Here is an 18,085-nt window from a genome sequence, read left to right as displayed (position 1 = left end):
GTCTTCGTCCAGGAGATGGATCAGCCATTAGCCGACGGTGACTGACCGACGGCCTCCCTGGCCAGTTCGAGAGCTGCGGAGAGGCTATCCGGATCGTTGACCGCCAGCCCCTTGCTACCTCGAGCAATTCGCTTGTTGAGCCCGGTGAGCACTTTGCCCGGACCGCACTCGATGAACACCTCGGCACCCTGCCCCGTCATCGCCTCGATGCAGGAAGTCCAGCGCACCGGCTGGTAGAGCTGCTCGATCAGCCGAGTACGCAGGGTCGCCACGTCGGCATGAGCCTGGGCATCGACGTTCTGGAAAACCGTGTAGCGCGGCGAGCGCAGCTCCACCTCATCCATGGCCGTCGACAGGCGCTCGGCAGCCGGACGCATCAGATCGCAATGGGACGGCACCGAAACCGGCAACGGCATTGCGCGCTTGGCCCCGGCTTCCTGGCAGGCGGCTATTGCCCGCTCAACCGCAGCCTTGCTGCCCGCAATCACCACCTGTCCCGGGGCATTGTAGTTGACGGCAGAGACGACGTCGCCGTCGGCGGCCCGTGCACAAGCCTGCTCCACCACCTCGTCATCGAGACCGAGAATCGCTGCCATGGCGCCCTCCCCGGCGGGGACGGCTTCCTGCATCGCCTCGCCGCGCAGCTTCACCAGCCGCACGCCCTGGGCGAAGGGCAGCGCCCCGGCACAAACCAGAGCACTGTACTCACCCAGGCTGTGGCCGGCCATGGCGCCGGGGCGTGGCCCTTCGAGCTCCTGCCAGACGCGCCAGACCGCCACGCTGGCGGTGAGCAGCGCCGGCTGGGTGCAGGCAGTGGCGTTGAGTGCCTCAGCCGGCCCCTCCTGCACGACCTGCCAGAGGTCGTAGCCCAGAGCATCGGCCGCTTCCTCGAAGGTCGTGCGCACCACGCTGTAGCGCTCTGCCAGCTCACGCAGCATGCCGATCTGCTGGGAGCCCTGCCCGGGAAAGATGAGGGCAAGGGATTGCGTCATGTCGATCACCTTTGCGCTTGTTGACTGTCGTCGACGCCGGTCGCATCCGGCATGGTCGGCCCGTCGGGCCTGGATCCGCTCTCGGTTCGACCGCTGACGGCCGAGTCGACAGGGGACCGGCGATGGTCCAGTTCAGCGGCCAGCCGGCTCGGCAGGTCGTGCCTCACCTCATTCACCGCCCTTTGCACTGCATAACGAAAGCCAGTGGCATCAGCGCTGCCGTGGCTCTTGATCACGATCCCGGCCAATCCCAGCAAGCTGGCGCCATTATAGCGCACGGGATCGAGCTCACCCTTGAGCCGGCGCAGCGCCGGACGGGCGAGCAGCCCCACGACCCGGCTGCTCCAGTGGGCCTCAAAGGTCGCCTGTACTCGCTCGACGAGCAGCCGCGCCAGTCCCTCGCTGGCCTTGAGCACGGCATTACCGACAAAGCCATCGCAGACCACCACGTCGGCGGCACCGCTGAAGATACCGTCGCCCTCTACGTATCCCAGGTAGGCGATGTCGGGATGGCACCGCAACCAGGCATCGGCATCACGCACGCTATGCGTGCCCTTGGTGCCCTCGACACCGACATTGAGCAGCGCTACCCGCGGCGCGACGAGGCCATCCACATGGCGCGCCATCACTTCTCCCATCAGCGCGAAATCGACCAGCCGCTCGGCACTGGCCTCCACGTTGGCGCCCAGGTCGAGCAGGTAGCAACGACCCAGATCGCGGGTAGGAATGGCGGTGCTGATGGCCGGCCGAGGAATCCCCGCTACCGTGCCCAAGGCTCGCCGGGCCAGGGCCATCAGGGCACCGGTGTTTCCGGCACTGACCCCGGCCATAGCTTCGCCACCGGCGACGCAATCTAGCATGCGGGCCATGCTGGTATCACTTCCGTGACGCAGCACTTCTCTGGGTCGCTGTGACTGCTGGACGATTGCAGGCGCGTCATCGACCCGTAGACGCGACGCCGCCGCGGCAAGCTGCCGCGGCAGGCGGGCTACCTCGTCCTCCAGCAACCCGGCTGGGCCGAACAGACACAGCTCCAGGTCAGGATCGGCAGAGGCGGCCTCGGCGGATCCCATCACGGCCGGACGGGGACCGAGGTCCCCGCCCATCGCATCGATGGCAATCCGCACGTCAGCGACCAGCTACTGCTACCCGGAGCGCCGCCGACTCAGACCTCGACGATCTTGCGGCCGCGGTAGAAGCCGTCCGGAGACACATGGTGGCGCAGGTGGGTGGTACCGGTTTCCTTGTCCTGGGAAAGGGCCGGAGTGGTGAGGGCGTCGTGGCTACGACGCATGCCGCGCTTGGAACGGGTCTTGCGGTTCTTTTGAACTGCCATGGGGTGTCACTCCAGAGTGAAACGAGGATGTATCAGGGTTTGCCCTTGATCTGCCGCAGCACATCGAAAGGGCTCGCCGGGGCGCTGGCCGACTCGTCGGTCGCCTCCCCGCTGTTCAGCTGGTCGCGCGAGACCGCACACTCGGCCTCGTCATGGTAAACCACCTGGGGCAGGCTGAGGATGAGCTCATCCTCGACCACCGCCAGTAGGTTCAGCTGTTCGTTTTCCACCAGCACCGGCTCGTGGGTGCTCGGCAGTTCCCCGGCCAGGGCGTCACTGGTGACCATGCCCAGCCGGAAATCGCTCTCGACCTGCGTCGCCATGGGCTCGAGACAGCGCCGGCACGGCAGCTGCAGCTCGGCTTCCAGGTGGCCATGGATCTCCCGACGCCCCTGGGAGTCGATGGCGAAATCCATCCATACCTGGGCGTCGCCTGACTGGGCGCCGATTTCTTCGGCAAGCCTCGTCATCTCGGCGAGCGCTACCAGGCCTTCCAGGTGTTCGGCATGGGCCACGAGCTTGTAGGGCTCGACCCTTTCGGGGAGTCTTGAGGTCAACATAGGCGCGCAATGATAGGCACTCGCCCAGCCCCTGTCAAAGCCGCTATCGTCTCGGGTTACCATGGTGGCGAGGCGCCATGAGCGCACTACTGACTTACCGTTTTCCCCAACACGATCCGGAGAATGTCCATGCCCCGCCTGATCCTTGCTTCGGGCTCCCGCTGGCGCCGCCAGCTGCTCGACCGGCTGGAGATCCCCTTTGCCTGGGAGAGCCCCGATATCGACGAAACACCATGGCCGGGCGAGGCACCCGAGGCCCTGGTCCACCGCCTGGCGCTGGCCAAGGCCAAGCGACTGGCCGAACGCTTTCCCGCACACTTGATCGTCGGTTCCGACCAGGTGGCGCTGTTCGATGGCGCGATCCTCGGCAAGCCCGGTGACACGGCCACCGCCCGCGCCAACCTGGCCCGTTTTTCCGGCCACCGGGTGCGCTTCATCACCGGCCTGGCGCTACTCGACACCGAACAAGGCCGCCACCGGGTCTGTCACGAGACCTATGACGTGGCGTTTCGCCACCTGAGCGAGGGCGAGATCTCGCGCTATGTGGAGAAGGAAAAGCCCCTGGACAGCGCCGGCAGCTTCCGCATGGAGGGGCTGGGCATCACCCTGTTCGAGAAGCTCGAAGGGGACGACCCCAATACCCTGATCGGCCTGCCGCTGATCCGGCTATGCGAGATGCTGCGCGAGGCCGGGCTGGATCCTCTTGGGCCCGGCAATCAGTATGCGGATGGCGCCGGGCCAAGCGGCCCCGGGGACAGGTCGTAGAGGGGGTCCTATGCCAGGGGTGAGGAGCATTGCTCCGAACGGGCTGGCCAAGGATGGCCAGCACCGGACCTGCAAGCGGAGCGGGACGCGAGAGCGAAGCAGGGCATCGGCAACGCCCAGGGAGGGGGTCACAGCGCCCCCTCGCAGACCTGTCGCCGGAAAAGCCGCGAGATCAGGCGACGACGCTAGTAGGTCTGATAACGTACCGGCGACTCGCCCCGCGGCACGCCAAGCCACTCCATGGCCACTCGACCGAACTGGCGGGAAATCCGCTCGAAGGGGTCGAGGCGCGGCGTATAATCACGCGTTCTCGCCTCACCGAGCCGGGCGCGGGCCACGCCATCGAGGCTGTCGAGTTCGTCCACCAACCCCAACTCGAGGGCCTGCTCGCCGCTCCAGATCAACCCGCTGAACAGCCGTTCGTCATCGGCGAGCCGCTCTCCGCGTCCCTCGCGAACCGCCGAAATGAACTGCTCATGGGTACTCTCGAGCACCGACTGCCAGAATTCGCGTTGTGCCGGGTCGATGTCCGAGAAGGGGTCGAGGAACGCCTTGTTCTCGCCGGCCGTGAAGACGCGTCGCTCTATGCCCAGACGCCCGATGGCCTCCTCCAAGCCGAAACCGGCGTGGATGACCCCGATCGAACCCACCAGGCTAGCCGGTGCGGCGATGATCTCGTCGGCTGCCGCGGCCACGTAGTAGGCGCCACTGGCGCCGATATCCTCGATCACCGCCAGGACAGGCTTGTCACCTTTTTCACGCAACCGCATCACCGCCTCGAAGATCCGCTGTGACTGCACGGGGCTGCCGCCGGGGCTGTTGATATGCAGCACCACCGCTTCGGCCTCTTCCGCCTTCCAGGCCCGCTCCAGGCCCTCGATGATCCGTTCGGCACTGGCCGGTGAATCGCTGTCGATCACCCCCTTGACCTCGACGACGCCAAGATGGGGCCTGTCGGGCGCGGCGGCGCCCGGGGCACCCAGGATCCCGTAGAGCGTGACCGAGAGCGAGGCCAGTATCAGCAGTGCAAAGAAGAAACGGAAGAACAGCTTCCAGCGCCGGGAGCGCCGCTGCTCCACCAGTACCCCATCTATCCAGCGGTCCATCATCTCCAGATGGGCCAACCGCTGGCGCTCACGCAGGGTCTCGGCATCCTCCCCGGGCGGTGGCGCCTGGTCGGTCTGCTGCGTCTCGCGTTCCCGGCGCGCCTGTTCCGGGGTCAGCTCCGGTCCGCTCGTCCAGCGATCGTCACGCTTGCTGTCGTCACTCATGGTCTTCCTGTTCCTTGGTCAGCTAGCCATACAGCCAGTCAAAGAGGTCGGGCACCGCCTCAGCCGTGAACACCGGACGGCTGGCGGACAGACGCTGTGGAGCATGCACGCCCCAGGTCACCGCCACCCGATCCATACCCAGCGACCGGGCCATCTCAAGGTCATATTCGGTATCGCCGATCATCACCGCCTCGCCGACCCCGACATCGAGCTCGACGAGGAGCTCCTCCAGCATCCGGGGATGCGGCTTGGAGAGGGTTTCATCGGCGGTACGGCTGGCATGGAACCAACCACCGCTACCACTCTCGCGGAAGATGCGCTCCAGGCCACGACGACTCTTGCCGGTGGCCACGGCGAGGCGCTGGTCCGTCCTGCCCCGCAACCGTGCCAGCCCGGCCTCGACACCGGGATAGAAGCGCATGGGGCCGGTGTCGCCCTCGACGAAATGGTAGGCGTAGCGCGCCTTCAGCAACTCGGCACGCTCGGCGTCGATCCCGGGGCAGAGTGTGGCGATGGCTTCGGGCAACCCCAGGCCGATGATGTTGCGGACCGCCTCCGCGTCCAGCTCGCCCCAGCCGGCTTCTATAGAGGCCGCCTGCATGCTGGAGACGATCCGTGCAATGGAGTCCATCAGGGTGCCATCCCAGTCGAAGATGGCCAGTCGATAGCGCATGAAGCCTCCGTGTCAGCGGGACTGGCGAGCGCGAGCAAGCACCGAATCGAGTTCATCCGGCAACGGTGCCTTGATCTTCACCGGCCGACCACTGCTGGGCTCGGGAAAGGTCAGGGCCGCGGCATGCAGGAAGAGTCGCGACAGGCCCAAGGTGGCGGAGAGCCTCTGGCTCTCGCGGCTGCCGTACTTGTCGTCGCCAAGTAACGGATGGCCGGCATGGGCCGCATGCACGCGAATCTGGTGGGTCCGTCCAGTGACCGGCTCGGCCTCGACCAAGGTGACCTTCTCGAAGGCCTCACGCACCGCGAAGCGTGTCCGGGACACCTTGCCGGCGGCCTCGACCCTAACGCGTCGCTCGCCGTTGGCGAGCTCGAAGCGGTCGAGCCGGGCGCTGACGAAGTCGCGACGTGCCGGCCAGCGACCGGCTACCAGCGCCAGGTACTGCTTGTCCATCTGGCGCTCCTTGAGCGAGGCGTTGAGGGCCAGCAGCGCGGGACGCGACTTGGCCAGCAACAGGCAGCCCGAGGTATCGCGGTCCAGCCGATGAACCAGCTCCAGGAAGTCGAGATCCTCGCGCACCTGGCGTAACGCCTCGATCAGGCCGATCTTTACTCCGCTGCCGCCATGCACAGCGAGTCCCGAGGGCTTGTTGATCACCAGCCAGTCGCGCCCCTCCAGCAGCACGCTACCGGCGAGCAGGTTGCGCAGGTTGTCGCTGACATCGCGTACCGCCTCGCGAGGTGTGAGGCGCAGCGGTGGGATCCGCACCATGTCGCCCAGTGCCAGACGAGTGTCGGCCTTGACCCGCTTCTTGTTCACCCGCACCTCGCCCTTGCGCACGATGCGGTAGATGAGCGCTCTGGGCGCCCCCTTCATGCGCGCCAACAGGAAATTATCGACCCGCTGTCCGACCTGGCCCTCGGTCACTTCCAACCACTGCACGTCGCGCCCTTCGGCCATGCCCCAACTCCACTGGATACCTGCTCGAAAGGCGCATTCTACCGCAGTGCACGCCATCCTGCGCCAATTGCTGACCACCCCCCTTTGCTGGTATATTGCCAGTTCGCTTCAATGGGTTGTCACGACCCCAGAGCGCCTGCACGACAGACACGCAGGCCGGAGCGAAAAGATCAGGCCGCGACGATCCTTGCCAATTCGAGGTCCCGCCGCCGAGAAACAAACGATACAACGCCACGCCCGGCTCCGGCCTCGCTTTTTGCAGCACGGCCGGAGTCCATGGGATACGTACAACAACGTGCCGAAGGTCGGCGTTGGCGGATCGATGAATGCCAGGTGTTGGCGGTGACCCCAGGGCCGGATGGGCGACGTCCCACCGAGACATGTCCTGCCTCCGCCCCGTACTCAACATGATCATGCCGTGTCGGTTCCATCGTGCAAGGATGACTCGGGACGGCCGGGCGCACTACCGCATCCGCGACATGCGCTGAGCACAAGCACGCAGCAACCAGCGGTTCGCCTCCGTCGTTGACCGCCGTCCGGCACGTCCCTACTTGCGAGACGACATGAAACGGATGCTCATCAATGCGACCCAGCCCGAAGAGCTGCGGGTCGCGCTGGTCGATGGACAACGCCTCTACGACCTGGACATAGAGTCCGGTGCCCGGGAACAGAAGAAAGCCAACATCTACCGCGGCAAGATCACCCGGGTAGAACCCTCCCTCGAAGCCGCTTTCGTCGACTTCGGTGCCGACCGTCACGGCTTCTTGCCCCTCAAGGAGATATCTCGCGACTACTTCCTGAAGGAACCCTCGGGCCGTCCCAGCATCAAGGAGGTGCTCAAGGAGGGTCAGGAAGTCATCGTCCAGGTGGACAAGGAGGAGCGCGGCAACAAGGGTGCTGCCCTGACCACCTTCATCAGCCTCGCCGGTCGCTTCCTGGTACTGATGCCCAACAATCCCCGTGCCGGCGGCATCTCGCGGCGCATCGAGGGCGAGGAGCGCAGCGAGCTCAAGGAGGCCATGAGCCAGCTGACCGTGCCCGACAAGATGGGTCTGATCGTGCGTACGGCCGGCATCGGCCGCTCTCCCGAGGAGCTGCAGTGGGACCTGGACTACCTGGTACAGGTCTGGGAGTCGATCACCGAAGAGGCCAGCAAGCGCCCGGCGCCCTTTCTGATCTACCGTGAATCCAACGTCATCATCCGCGCCATGCGCGACTACCTGCGCCAGGACATCGGCGAGGTGTTGATCGACAGCGAGGAGGTCCATCAGGAGGCCCTGGCCTTCATCCGCCAGGTAATGCCCTCCTACCAGCAGAAGATCAAGCTATACGTCGACGAAGTCCCGCTCTTCTCGCGTTTCCAGATCGAGTCGCAGATCGAGACCGCCTATGAGCGCGAGGTCAAGCTGCCCTCCGGCGGCTCGATCGTCATCGACCATACCGAGGCACTGGTCTCCATCGACATCAACTCGGCGCGTGCCACTCGCGGCAGCGATATCGAGGAGACCGCGCTGCAGACCAACCTGGAAGCGGCCGATGAGACCGCCCGCCAGTTGCGCCTGCGCGACATCGGCGGCCTGGTGGTGATCGACTTCATCGACATGAGCCCGGCCCGCAACCAACGCGACGTCGAGAACCGCATGCGCGACGCGCTCAAGCTGGATCGCGCCCGCGTGCAGATTGGCCGCATCTCGCGCTTCGGCCTGATGGAGATGTCTCGCCAGCGCCTGCGCCCCTCGCTGGGCGAGACCAGCGGTGTGGTCTGCCCGCGCTGCGACGGCCAGGGCACCATCCGCGACGTGCGCTCCATTTCACTTTCCATCATGCGCCTCATCGAGGAAGAGGCAATGAAGGAGCGCAGCGCCCAGATCCGTGCCATCCTGCCGGTCCCGGTGGCCACCTACCTGCTCAACGAGAAGCGCGCCGTACTGGCCGAGATCGAGCGGCGCCAGGGCGTGCGCGTGGTAATGCTGCCCAACCCGGACATGGACACGCCCCATTACGACGTCCAACGCCTGCGCGAGGACCACGTGGACGAGGAAGGCACCACGACCCTGTCCAGCTTCGAGTTGTCCACCGACAGCGAGGTGGGCAAGGAGCCGGAGGCCGCCTTCGGCAAGCCGGTTCAGCGTGCCGAGGCTGCCGTAAAGACAGTGATACACCACGAGCCGGCGCCCGCATCCCTGCAGGAAGAGCAGACACCAACCCCGACGCCACCCCAGGCAGCAACCAAGCCGCCGGCCGCTCCACCCGTCGCCGAACCCCAGGCCGGCGTGCTGGGTCGCCTGGTCAAGGGCCTGACCAGGCTGCTCGGCAGCGACGAGGCACCGGTCGGCACCGAGCAGAAAGCGTCCACCCGCTCGGGTGATTCGCGCAGTGATCAGGGCGCACGCAAGCCTGCCCAGCGCGATGACGAGCGTAACGAGCGCAATGGCCGCCAGCGTCGCTCGCGCAGCAATGAACCAGCCAGCTCGACACGTCAGGAAAACACACGCCAGGAAAACAAGGGGGGCGAGGGCAAGACGGAAGGCAACGACAAGCGTGACAATCGCGGCAACCGTGGCGGCCGTGGACGCGGCGGTCGTCCTGACGAAAATCGCCAGACGCGGCAACAGGAAGCACCCAAGTCACGTGATGACAAGCCACGTGACGATAAGCCTCGTGATCAGAAGCGTGACGACAAGCCTCGCGACGATGGACGCCGCCAGAAAGGCAGCGACAAGCCTGCCGAGAAGACGAGCGAAACACGTGCTGAGAAGCCGGCGGCCGCCGAGGCCCCCGTGGATGACGGCAAGCCCAAGCGCACTCGCAACAACCCGCGCCAACGCACGCGCAAGCATGCCATCAACCCTAAGGCAGTAGATGAGCAGCAGCGCCTGCAGATGGAAGTCGCAGAGGCCGAGCCCGAAACCGAGGCAGCCAAGCAGCCAGATGGCCAGGTGACCAAGCCTGCGGAAGCGGGGGCCGAGTCAGAAACCGCCAAGCAGACAAGCGACCAGGCCGCCGAGGCCGAGACGCCCCCTGCCGACGCAGGAGTACAGGCAGAACCCAAGGTCGAGACACCGAAGGCTGAGAAAAAGCCGGCCGAAAAGCCCGCCGAGGCCGAGGCGCCGAAAGCCGAGCAGGAGCAGGAGCAGGTCGACAAGCCCGCTGATGCAAAGCCCAAGGCCAAGCAGAAACAGGCTGAGCAGCCTGCAGGGGCGAAGCCGGAGGCCGAGCAGAACTCTGCCGAGGAGGGCGTCGAGGCCAAGGCACCGAAGGCTAAGCAGAAGTCCGCCGAAGCGAAAGCCGATGCAACGTCGGAAGCGCCGAAGGCCGAGGCCGGGAAATCCGCCGAAGCCCAGTCGGATGCCCCGAAGGCTGAGCAAAAGCCGGAGGAGAAGGCTGCCGATGCCCCGCCGGCAGCGACGGCCGACGCCGAGGCGCCGTCGCAAGCGCCGAATGCCAAGAAATCCGCCGAAGCCCAGTCGGATGCCCCGAAGGCTGAGCAAAAGCCGGAGGAGAAGGCTGCCGATGCCCCGCCGGCAGCGACGGCCGACGCCGAGGCGCCGTCGCAAGCGCCGAAAGCCGAGAAATTTGCCGAGACCAGGTCGGATGTCCCGGAGGCTGAGCAGAAGCCGGAGGAAAAGACTGCCGATGCCCCGCCGGCAGCGAAGGCCGAAGAGACGTCGGAGGAGGCTCGCGCCAATCGCCGCCGTCGCCGCGCTCACAACGATCCGCGAGAGATCCGTCGTCGTGAGAAGGAGGCCAAGGCCCAGGAAGGCAAGCAGGGCTGAGAGCCCACTTAAGTCCTGCAGCAATGACAGCGCCCGCAGCCATGGCTGCGGGCGCTGTCGTGTCAGGCCGGCTCGACGAGTCGAGGCTCACGCTCCAGGATCACGCCGAAACGCTCGCTCACGCTGTCAGCCACCCGGCCGGCAAAATCGAGCAGTTCCGCCGCATTGCCACCACCGAAGTGCACCAGCACCAGCGCCTGGCGCTCATGCATACCAAAGTGTCCCTCTCGCCAGCCCTTGAGGCCGCACTGGTCGATCAGCCAACCGGCTGCCAGCTTCACTCTGCCTTCTGCCTGGGGGAAGTGCGGCATCGTCGGGTAATCGACCATCAGCCGAGAGGCCAGGTTGGCCTCCACCACGGGATTCTTGAAGAAACTCCCGGCATTGCCCAGCACGGTCGGATCGGGCAGTTTCTCGCGACGGATTGCACAGACCGCCTCGGCCACGTCCAGTGCCGAGGGCTCGGCAGCAACCCGAGCGGCCAGATCACCATAGCCGAGACGGGGACGCGGCGTGCGCGACAGTCGCAACACCAGCCGGGTGATCACCACTCGCCCGGCAAAAGCCCCCTTGAAGACGCTGTCCCGGTAGCCGAAGGCGCACTCCTTCGGCGATAGGACTGCCTCACGGCCATCGTCGAGATGGACCAGGTGCACGGCCTCGATGGCATCGCTCAGTTCCACGCCGTAGGCGCCGATGTTCTGGATCGGCGCGGCACCGCAGTGACCGGGAATCAGGGCCAGATTCTCGATGCCCCAGAGGCCCTTGCCGACCAGCGCCATGACCAGTTCGTGCCATACCACCGCGGCCTCGGCATGGACGAGGACCGTGTCACCCTCGCCCTCTTCCAACCACCAGCCCTGCATGGACGGCCGGATAACCAGGCCCGGGAGCCATGCCGGCAGGATCAAGTTGCTGCCGCCGCCTAGCAGGGTCAGTTGCCAGCCCTCGCAATGGGCCAGGTCCAGCGCCTCGCGCAGCTCGCAGACGCTTTCTGGCGCGGCGAAGTGCTCCGCCTGGCAGGGCAGCCCCAGGGTATTGGCCCGGGAGAGGTCGTGGCGGGCCTGGACCACCAGGCTCAAGGCCTGCGCTCCCGGCGCGCCTCGATCTCCTCCAGCAGACCACGGGAGGCCGCCTCGACCAGATCCAGCACCTCGTCGAAGCCCTGATCACCCCCGTAGTAGGGGTCGGGTACGGCGCGGTCAGGATAGCCGGCATACTCCAGGAAAAGCCGTGCCGGCACCTGGCTATGGGGCGGACGCCGCGCCTCGATGGCCGCGAGGTTGTCATGGTCCATGGCCAGCAGCATGTCGAAGCGCTCGAAGTCGTCATCGGCGAGCTGCCGGGCGCGAAATTCCGAGAGGTCGATGCCACGGCGAGCGGCGGCCTCGCAGGCCCGCGGGTCCGGCGCCTTGCCCACGTGCCAGGGGCCGATGCCGCAGGAGTCTACCGCTACGCGATGGGCCAGGCCATGTTCATCGAGCAGGCGGCGGAATACGCCCTCGGCGGTGGGAGAACGGCAGATGTTGCCGAGACAGACGAAGAGCACGCGCATCAATGACCTCCCGGAAGCTGCATCAGCTCACGGACCCGTGCCAGGTCTTCCTCGGTGTCCACCCCAGCCGGGTGCGGTACCCCGGCCAGGGCCACCTGAATGGCATGGCCATGGTGCAGGGCACGCAACTGCTCGAGCTGCTCCAGGCGCTCCAGCGGCGAAGGGGCCCAGTCACGGTACTCGGCAAGGAAGCCAGCGCGATAGGCGTAGAGGCCAATATGCCGCAGCCAGGCAGTTGTCTCTAGCAGTTCGGGGCGATGGGTGACGGCGTCCCTGTCCCAGGCCTCTCTATTCCAGGACTCTCTATCCCAAGGAACAGGAGCCCGCGAGAAGTAGAGGGCGCGACCGGAAAGCGCACGCACCACCTTGACCGCATTGGGGTTGAAGAGCGTCTCGACGTCGCTGATCGGCTCGGCCAGGGTGGCGATAGAGGCGTCCGGATCATCGAAGAGCCGCGCCGCCACCTGGTCGATCAGCAGCGGCGGGATCAGCGGCTCGTCGCCCTGGACATTGACCAGCACGGCATCATCGGCCAGGCCCAGTCGCTCGGCCACTTCGGCCAGGCGATCGGTTCCCGAGGGGTGATCAACGGCGGTCAACAGCACCTCCGCGCCAAAGGGAGCCAGCACCTCGGCAATGCGCCGATCGTCGGTAGCCACCACCACCCGAGCGGCAGCGCTTTCCCGTGCCCGTCGCCAGACGTGGGCCACCATGGGCTCCCCCGCAATCTCGGCCAGCGGCTTGCCGGGCAGCCGTGAAGAAGCGAAGCGCGCCGGTATGACGGCGATGAACTCCTGCATGGAACCTCCTCAGGACTCGCCGCTGCGACCGGAAGAGTCGTGCAGTTTCTCGTCGACGTCCATCGCTCGGGCTTCCTCGGGCAACATCACCGGGATGCCGTCGCGAATCGGATAGGCGAGACCATCGAAGCGGCACACCAGTTCACCGGCCTCGCGGTCGTACTTCAGCTTGCCCTTGCACAGTGGGCAGACCAGCATCGCCAGCAGTTCCTTGTCCATGACTCCCCCTCGGATGGTTTCATTGGGTTGAGAGTGATACCAGCCGCGCCTGCAGCCAGTCGATGAAGGCGGCCTCGGGTCGGGCTTCCACCTCGAGGACCCAGCTGTCGACGGGTGCCAGCCCGCGACACTTGACTGCGTCCTTGGACGTCATCACGACCGGCCGATGGTCATCGAAGGCCAGGTCGGCCGCCGTGAAGCGATGGTGATCGGCGAAGGCGTGGGTGATCGGCTCCACGCCCAGCTCTTCCAGGGTGGCGAAAAAGCGCGCCGGGTGACCGATCCCGGCCAGGGCATGTACCGGCCCGGCGAAGGGTAGCGGCGTGGGCGGCACTCGCCTGCTGTCGTCGAGGCGACGCCAGGCCGATGGCACCAGGGCCATGCCGTGGGCCCCGGCGGGCGGGTCGAAGGCCGGCTCGCCATTGATCACCACGGCATCCGTCCCGTCGAGACGAGTCAGCGGCTCACGCAGCGGCCCCGCCGGCAGGCAACGGCCGTTGCCGAACCCACGACGGCCATCCACGACCACGAACTCCAGGTCACGACCCAGTGCCAGGTGCTGCAGGCCATCATCGCTGATCAGGATATCGCACCCCGCCGCCAACAGTCGTCTCGCGCCCCGGGTGCGGTCCGGGTCGACCACCACCGGCAGTCCCGTCTGGTCCGCCAGCATACGAGGCTCGTCGCCGCAGGCGGCCACCGGTGTGTCGGCGTCCAACAGCAGCGGATAGCGGTCGCTGCTTCCGCCATAGCCCCGCGAAAGGATGCCGGGCGACCAGCCCCGCTCGCCGAGAAATCTCGCCAGCCAGGCCACCAACGGTGACTTGCCGGTGCCGCCCAGCGTGATGTTGCCGACCACGATGACCGGCACAGGCGCCTGCCAGACAGCCTTTCTGCCCGCCACATAGGCTGCGGCGCGACGCCGCACGACCAGGCGATATAGGGCCTCCAGCGGCCGCAGGGCGACCAGCCAGGCATCGCCCCGATAGGCCGCCGCCAACCAGCGCTCGACGAGTCGACCCGCCATGGATCAGGCAGGCTCCTGGAACTGCAGCCGATGCAGGGCCGCATAGGCCCCGTCCCGGGCGAGGAGCTCGGCATGGCTGCCCTGCTCGACGACCTCGCCCTGCTCGAGTACCAGAATGCGGTCGGCGCGTTCGATGGTCGATAGGCGGTGGGCGATAACGAAAGTGGTTCGTCCACGGCAGACCTTTTCCAGGGCCGCCTGGATATGGCGCTCCGATTCGGTGTCCAGTGCCGAGGTCGCCTCATCGAGAACCAGCAGCGGCGCATCCTTGAAGATCGCCCGAGCGATGGCCAGGCGCTGGCGCTGGCCGCCGGAGAGCATCACGCCGTTCTCGCCGACCACGGCATCGTAGCCTCCGGGCATCCGCTCGATGAACTCGTGAGCATGGGCGGCCCGTGCCGCCGCCTCGATACCCGCCGGATCGGGATCGTCGATACCATAGGCAATGTTGTCGGCGATACTGGCATTGAACAGAGTGACCTGCTGGGAGACGAGAGCGATCTGTCGGCGCAGTGGTTGCAGGCGGAACTCCTCCAGGGGCACCTCATCGATCAAAATACGCCCCTCGGTGGGCCGGTAGAAGCGCGGCAGCAGGCCCACCAGCGTCGACTTGCCGCTGCCGGAACGGCCGACGATGGCGATCATCTCGCCGGGAGCCACCTCCAGGTCGATGCCCTTGAGCACCTCGGGCTGGTCGTCGCCGTAGGCGAAGCGCACTCCCTCGAAGCATACCCGGCCGACAAGGCGACCGGGGTCGCGAGTGCCTTCGTCGCGCTCAGGGGGCTCCTCGAGCAGGCCGAAGAGCTCCCCGGCGGCGGCAATACCCTTCTGGATCTCGCTGTTGATCTCGGTGAGCTGTCGCACCGGCTTGGCCATCAGCGCGGCGGCAGTGACGAAGGCCACGAACTCGCCAGGCGTCATCGCGTCCATCAGGGTCGGCGACATCGCCAGCCACACCAGCAGCGCCAACGACAGCGCTACCAGCAATTGGATCACCGGCGTGCTGGTGGCCTTGGTCAACGCCTCCTTCATGCTCTGACGGCGGTTGACCTCGCTGGCTTCGGCGAAGCGTGCCTTCTCGTACGCCTCGGCCCCGTGAGTACGCACCACCCGGTAACCGGAGAGCGCCTCGGAGGCGACATGGGTGACGTCGCCCATGGAGCGCTGGATGCGCCGCGAGATATGCCGGAAGCGCTTGCTGGCATAGCTGACCACGCCGCCGATCAGCGGCGTCACGGCCAGGAACAGCAGGGTCAGCATCCAGTTGGTCCAGAGCAGGTAGGCCACCAGGCCAATCACGAAGAATCCCTCGCGCAGCAGAATGGTGACCGCCTTGGTGGCGGCCCCGGTGACCTGCTCGACATGGTAGGTGACCCGCGAGATCAGATGCCCCGTGGAGTGGTCATCGAAGAAGCGTCCCGGCAGATGCAGCATGTGGTTGAAGACGTCGCAGCGCAGGGCGTGCACTAGGTTGCGAGCCACGCTGCTCATGAAGTAGGTACCAAGGAAGGTACCGAGCCCGCGGGCCGCGAACATGCCCACCACGAAGAGCGGCAGGAAGATCCGGAAGGCCGCATCGGGGTTCTGGATACCATCGATGAGCCGCTTCATCATCTCCGCCAGGGCGGTGCTCGAGGCGGCATAGATGACATAGCCCAGGATCGCCAGGGCAAAGGCTCGCCAGTAGGGCTTCACATAGCCCAGCAGGCGCCGGTAGAGGGTCCAGCCGGAGTGTTCGATCACGGTGTCTCCGCTTGAGGGGTTGATGCCACGGCGGTGGCGATGCGCACGCGCCGGATCTCCAGGCTGGCGGCAAGGTCCAGGACGCGCACCACGTCGGCGTGGGCGGCACGACCATCGGCTTCCACTACCAGGCCATACTCGCGAGCCTGCTCGGCCTCGGCGGCCAGGGCCTCACCCAGCATGCCGCCGCTATGGGTCTGCTCGCCCAGTCGGTATTCGCCCTCGGCAGTGACCACCAGGGTCACCGGCGATGCTTCCATGTCCTGGCCACTCTGACTCTCGGGGAGCTCGAGTTCCAGCGCCTGTCGGGTCTCGAAGGTAGTCGAGACCATGAAGAAGATCAGAAGCAGGAAGACCACGTCGATCAGCGGGGTCAGATTGACCTCCACCGGCTCGCGTCGCCGCCGGGGAAACCTCACGGCTGCTTCACCCTCGGGGCGATGCGCCCATCGGCCTCCAGTTGCTCGCCGCCGCGCGCCCCCAGTGAGGGCTCGTCACCGTGTCGCTCGGCCAACACCAGCTCGCCAGGGTAGTGGGCGAGGTACTCGACTACCTGACCGGCCTGCTCCTCCATGCGCACCGTGATGTCCTCGACACGGCGCTGGAAGTAACGGTGAAACATCAGCGAAGGGATCGCCACGGTGAGGCCTGCTGCGGTGGTGACCAGGGCGCGGGAGATACCGCCGGCCAGGTCGGCGGTACGGCTGGCTCCGTCACCGGAGACGATCACCGCGAATACCTCGATCATGCCCACGACGGTACCCAGCAGACCGATCAGGGGCGTGATGGCGGCGATGGTACCCAAGGGGCTCAGGAAGCGCTCCATGTCGTGGATCACGGCGGTGGCCGCCTCATGGAGCCGAGCGCGCACCTGCTCGTGACCGAGCCGAGCGTTGCGCAGCCCGGCCGCGAGCACGCCACCCAGGGGGGAGTGCCCTTCCAGCCAGTAGAGGTTGACCTGCCCCCGTGACACCAGCTGACAGACCTCCTGTCCCAACCCGTAGGGAGCGATGCGGCGGGCCCTCAGGGTCCACAGGCGCTCGATGATAATCACCGTGGCCACTAGCGAGCAGCCCAGCAGCGGTACCATCAACCAGCCGCCGGCGATCAGGGCATCCATCATGTCCATGCCGTTCCCCCTCGAGATGGACGGCCCGGAGGCCAGAAGTCAGTGAGACGATTCTAACGCAAGGCAGCCACCACCGACACCGCCATGCCGCCAGGCTGTCTGCCGCTCGGTATGGACACGCCGGCGCCCATCCTCGCCGAGCCACAGGGTCACGGCACCATCATGGGCGGTGCTCCAGAGACAACTGCCAACCTCGCGGAATCGACGCACGACACGGCTTGCCGGGTGATCGAAGGGATTGTCACGCGCCGCACTGAAGACCACATGACGCGGTGTCAGCCGTCGCACCAGCGGCAGGCCGGAACTGGTGGCGCTGCCGTGATGCCCCGCCACCAGCACGGTCAGCCTGGGGGGAAGCTCGCGCAGCAAACGTCGCTCGACATCGCGCCCCACATCCCCGGTGATCAGCAGATGATGCTCGCCGACAATCGCTAGCAGCACGCAAGAGCGATCGTTGGACGAGAGCTCGGCGCTCTCGTCCGGAGGCCAGAGAATGCGGAAATTCACGCCGTCACGATGCTACGAGCGTCCGGCCGTGCAGGCCTCGGCCGGCACCTCGAGGGCCTCGCCGGGTGGTGCCAGGAAGCGCGTCACCCGATGCTGCTCGCGCAGGCCCGGCAGGCCGCCGGCATGATCCTGGTCGCCATGGCTGATGATGACATCGTCGAAGCGTTGTCCTGGCGGCCACAGTGAGGCGAGCGGCATGAAGCCGGAACCGAAGCGCGGCCCGGTATCGTAGAGTGCTCGATAGCCGGCGGTTCGCAGTTCGACCAGCTGGCCCTGGCCCACATCGTGCACCCGGACTCGCAGCAGCCCCTCGGCGGGCACCGGAGATGATGAGAAGAGACTCAGCGGCACCACCAACAATAGCGCCGTGGCGGCCAGTCGCAGGCGTGGAACCAGGCCGGGCAGCGCCCATAGCAGGGCGGCGAGGCCCAAGGCCAATCCCAGCGGGATCACCAGCGACGAAGCCGGCAACCAAAGGGGCAACCAGGTAGCGGCGAGCTCCAGCAACCATGCCAACCCGTCAACCAGCAGACCGAACAGGGCCCAGCACAATGCCGACAGGGGCGGCAGCCAGGCGGTCAGCCAGCCGAGCAGCCCCAGCGGCACCAGCAGACTGCTGACCAGGGGGACGGCGACCAGATTGACCAGCGGGGCCGCCGGAGCCATACGGTCGAAGGCCAGCAGTACCGCCGCGGCCATCAGCGGAGCCAGCAGCAGCTGAGTACGAACCAAGGCCCAGAGCCAGCCGGTCACCCCTATCGGCCGCGCCCTG

At 66.5% G+C, this 18,085-nt stretch carries 19 protein-coding genes; 2 read left to right on the top strand and 17 right to left on the bottom strand.

What is annotated here, in order from left to right:
- Positions 1 to 20 precede the first annotated feature (20 nt).
- Genes fabD through BMY30_RS03390 form a run of 4 tightly spaced genes read right to left on the bottom strand, consistent with a single transcriptional unit; the run spans position 21 to position 2,888 of the window.
- Positions 21 to 992: an ACP S-malonyltransferase gene (gene fabD, locus BMY30_RS03405; protein WP_089710617.1), complete on the bottom strand. Its 972-nt coding sequence runs from the start codon at positions 990 to 992 to the stop codon at positions 21 to 23.
- A gap of 5 nt (positions 993 to 997) precedes the next feature.
- Positions 998 to 2,119 carry a phosphate acyltransferase PlsX gene (gene plsX / locus BMY30_RS03400; protein ID WP_089710614.1) on the bottom strand — a complete coding sequence of 374 codons (1,122 nt, stop codon included), beginning with the start codon at positions 2,117 to 2,119 and terminating at the stop codon, positions 998 to 1,000.
- Positions 2,120 to 2,157: 38 nt separating this feature from the next.
- Positions 2,158 to 2,328, bottom strand: a complete 171-nt coding sequence (gene rpmF, locus BMY30_RS03395) for a 50S ribosomal protein L32 (RefSeq protein ID WP_089710612.1) — start codon at positions 2,326 to 2,328, stop codon at positions 2,158 to 2,160.
- Positions 2,329 to 2,360: 32 nt separating this feature from the next.
- A complete protein-coding gene (locus tag BMY30_RS03390) occupies positions 2,361 to 2,888 on the bottom strand; it encodes a YceD family protein (RefSeq protein ID WP_089710610.1) in 528 nt (175 codons plus the stop codon).
- A 129-nt stretch (positions 2,889 to 3,017) separates the two neighbouring features.
- Between BMY30_RS03390 and BMY30_RS03385 the strand changes: the two genes are divergently transcribed.
- A complete protein-coding gene (locus BMY30_RS03385) occupies positions 3,018 to 3,653 on the top strand; it encodes a Maf family protein (RefSeq protein WP_089710608.1) in 636 nt (211 codons plus the stop codon).
- A gap of 185 nt (positions 3,654 to 3,838) precedes the next feature.
- Here BMY30_RS03385 and sppA read toward each other — a convergent pair whose 3' ends face one another.
- From sppA to BMY30_RS03370, 3 genes are read right to left on the bottom strand one after another with little or no spacing between them, the layout of a single operon-like run.
- Positions 3,839 to 4,924 (bottom strand): signal peptide peptidase SppA, encoded by a 1,086-nt coding sequence (gene sppA, locus BMY30_RS03380; RefSeq protein ID WP_089710606.1) that lies wholly within the window; start codon positions 4,922 to 4,924, stop codon positions 3,839 to 3,841.
- Positions 4,925 to 4,946: 22 nt separating this feature from the next.
- A complete protein-coding gene (locus tag BMY30_RS03375) occupies positions 4,947 to 5,597 on the bottom strand; it encodes an HAD-IA family hydrolase (RefSeq protein ID WP_089710604.1) in 651 nt (216 codons plus the stop codon).
- Between the two features lie 12 nt (positions 5,598 to 5,609).
- Positions 5,610 to 6,557: an RluA family pseudouridine synthase gene (locus tag BMY30_RS03370; RefSeq protein WP_089710602.1), complete on the bottom strand. Its 948-nt coding sequence runs from the start codon at positions 6,555 to 6,557 to the stop codon at positions 5,610 to 5,612.
- A 563-nt stretch (positions 6,558 to 7,120) separates the two neighbouring features.
- Here BMY30_RS03370 and rne point away from each other — a divergent pair.
- Positions 7,121 to 10,333 carry a ribonuclease E gene (gene rne / locus BMY30_RS03365; RefSeq protein WP_089710599.1) on the top strand — a complete coding sequence of 1,071 codons (3,213 nt, stop codon included), beginning with the start codon at positions 7,121 to 7,123 and terminating at the stop codon, positions 10,331 to 10,333.
- Between the two features lie 62 nt (positions 10,334 to 10,395).
- Here rne and murB read toward each other — a convergent pair whose 3' ends face one another.
- The 10 genes from murB to BMY30_RS18270 are packed head-to-tail and all read right to left on the bottom strand — an operon-like array spanning position 10,396 to position 18,012.
- Positions 10,396 to 11,415 carry a UDP-N-acetylmuramate dehydrogenase gene (gene murB / locus BMY30_RS03360; RefSeq protein WP_089710597.1) on the bottom strand — a complete coding sequence of 340 codons (1,020 nt, stop codon included), beginning with the start codon at positions 11,413 to 11,415 and terminating at the stop codon, positions 10,396 to 10,398.
- The gene (locus BMY30_RS03355) at positions 11,412 to 11,888 is read right to left on the bottom strand and encodes a low molecular weight protein-tyrosine-phosphatase (RefSeq protein WP_089710595.1); all 477 of its coding nucleotides are present in this window, start codon (positions 11,886 to 11,888) and stop codon (positions 11,412 to 11,414) included. The genes murB and BMY30_RS03355 overlap by 4 nt, the downstream gene beginning before the upstream one ends.
- A complete protein-coding gene (kdsB, locus tag BMY30_RS03350; protein ID WP_089710594.1) occupies positions 11,888 to 12,688 on the bottom strand; it encodes a 3-deoxy-manno-octulosonate cytidylyltransferase in 801 nt (266 codons plus the stop codon). The genes BMY30_RS03355 and kdsB overlap by 1 nt, the downstream gene beginning before the upstream one ends.
- 9 nt (positions 12,689 to 12,697) lie before the next feature.
- Positions 12,698 to 12,907 (bottom strand): Trm112 family protein, encoded by a 210-nt coding sequence (locus tag BMY30_RS03345; protein WP_089710592.1) that lies wholly within the window; start codon positions 12,905 to 12,907, stop codon positions 12,698 to 12,700.
- Between the two features lie 19 nt (positions 12,908 to 12,926).
- Positions 12,927 to 13,934, bottom strand: coding sequence for a tetraacyldisaccharide 4'-kinase (gene lpxK / locus BMY30_RS03340; RefSeq protein WP_089710590.1), 1,008 nt, complete (start codon positions 13,932 to 13,934; stop codon positions 12,927 to 12,929).
- A gap of 3 nt (positions 13,935 to 13,937) precedes the next feature.
- The gene (msbA, locus tag BMY30_RS03335) at positions 13,938 to 15,674 is read right to left on the bottom strand and encodes a lipid A export permease/ATP-binding protein MsbA (protein ID WP_089710775.1); all 1,737 of its coding nucleotides are present in this window, start codon (positions 15,672 to 15,674) and stop codon (positions 13,938 to 13,940) included.
- Positions 15,674 to 16,096: an ExbD/TolR family protein gene (locus tag BMY30_RS03330; RefSeq protein ID WP_089710588.1), complete on the bottom strand. Its 423-nt coding sequence runs from the start codon at positions 16,094 to 16,096 to the stop codon at positions 15,674 to 15,676. Before BMY30_RS03330 ends, msbA begins: the two co-directional genes overlap by 1 nt.
- A complete protein-coding gene (locus BMY30_RS03325) occupies positions 16,093 to 16,806 on the bottom strand; it encodes a MotA/TolQ/ExbB proton channel family protein (protein WP_244516109.1) in 714 nt (237 codons plus the stop codon). The genes BMY30_RS03330 and BMY30_RS03325 overlap by 4 nt, the downstream gene beginning before the upstream one ends.
- 39 nt (positions 16,807 to 16,845) lie before the next feature.
- A complete protein-coding gene (locus BMY30_RS18095) occupies positions 16,846 to 17,313 on the bottom strand; it encodes a ComEC/Rec2 family competence protein (protein ID WP_244516108.1) in 468 nt (155 codons plus the stop codon).
- A 12-nt stretch (positions 17,314 to 17,325) separates the two neighbouring features.
- Positions 17,326 to 18,012: a ComEC/Rec2 family competence protein gene (locus BMY30_RS18270; RefSeq protein WP_280140870.1), complete on the bottom strand. Its 687-nt coding sequence runs from the start codon at positions 18,010 to 18,012 to the stop codon at positions 17,326 to 17,328.
- Between the last annotated feature and the right edge of the window lie 73 nt (positions 18,013 to 18,085).

Origin of the sequence: Halomonas daqiaonensis (assembly GCF_900109725.1) — a bacterium.
GTDB lineage: Bacteria > Pseudomonadota > Gammaproteobacteria > Pseudomonadales > Halomonadaceae > Halomonas > Halomonas daqiaonensis.
The sequence above is the reverse complement of the archived record's forward strand: the minus strand, read 5'-3'. Positions and strand labels throughout refer to the sequence as shown.

What these genes read in the sequence shown, in the direction of transcription:
- fabD (WP_089710617.1), bottom strand. Translation starts at nt 992, where the DNA reads ATGACGCAATCCCTTGCCCTCATCTTTCCCGGGCAGGGCTCCCAGCAG.
- kdsB (WP_089710594.1), bottom strand. Translation starts at nt 12,688, where the DNA reads ATGCAGGAGTTCATCGCCGTCATACCGGCGCGCTTCGCTTCTTCACGG.
- BMY30_RS03355 (WP_089710595.1), bottom strand. Translation starts at nt 11,888, where the DNA reads ATGCGCGTGCTCTTCGTCTGTCTCGGCAACATCTGCCGTTCTCCCACC.
- BMY30_RS03345 (WP_089710592.1), bottom strand. Translation starts at nt 12,907, where the DNA reads ATGGACAAGGAACTGCTGGCGATGCTGGTCTGCCCACTGTGCAAGGGC.
- BMY30_RS03390 (WP_089710610.1), bottom strand. Translation starts at nt 2,888, where the DNA reads ATGTTGACCTCAAGACTCCCCGAAAGGGTCGAGCCCTACAAGCTCGTG.
- BMY30_RS03375 (WP_089710604.1), bottom strand. Translation starts at nt 5,597, where the DNA reads ATGCGCTATCGACTGGCCATCTTCGACTGGGATGGCACCCTGATGGAC.
- sppA (WP_089710606.1), bottom strand. Translation starts at nt 4,924, where the DNA reads ATGAGTGACGACAGCAAGCGTGACGATCGCTGGACGAGCGGACCGGAG.
- BMY30_RS03325 (WP_244516109.1), bottom strand. Translation starts at nt 16,806, where the DNA reads ATGGACATGATGGATGCCCTGATCGCCGGCGGCTGGTTGATGGTACCG.
- rne (WP_089710599.1), top strand. Translation starts at nt 7,121, where the DNA reads ATGAAACGGATGCTCATCAATGCGACCCAGCCCGAAGAGCTGCGGGTC.
- BMY30_RS18270 (WP_280140870.1), bottom strand. Translation starts at nt 18,012, where the DNA reads ATGGCCGCGGCGGTACTGCTGGCCTTCGACCGTATGGCTCCGGCGGCC.
- lpxK (WP_089710590.1), bottom strand. Translation starts at nt 13,934, where the DNA reads ATGGCGGGTCGACTCGTCGAGCGCTGGTTGGCGGCGGCCTATCGGGGC.
- BMY30_RS03385 (WP_089710608.1), top strand. Translation starts at nt 3,018, where the DNA reads ATGCCCCGCCTGATCCTTGCTTCGGGCTCCCGCTGGCGCCGCCAGCTG.
- rpmF (WP_089710612.1), bottom strand. Translation starts at nt 2,328, where the DNA reads ATGGCAGTTCAAAAGAACCGCAAGACCCGTTCCAAGCGCGGCATGCGT.
- BMY30_RS03370 (WP_089710602.1), bottom strand. Translation starts at nt 6,557, where the DNA reads ATGGCCGAAGGGCGCGACGTGCAGTGGTTGGAAGTGACCGAGGGCCAG.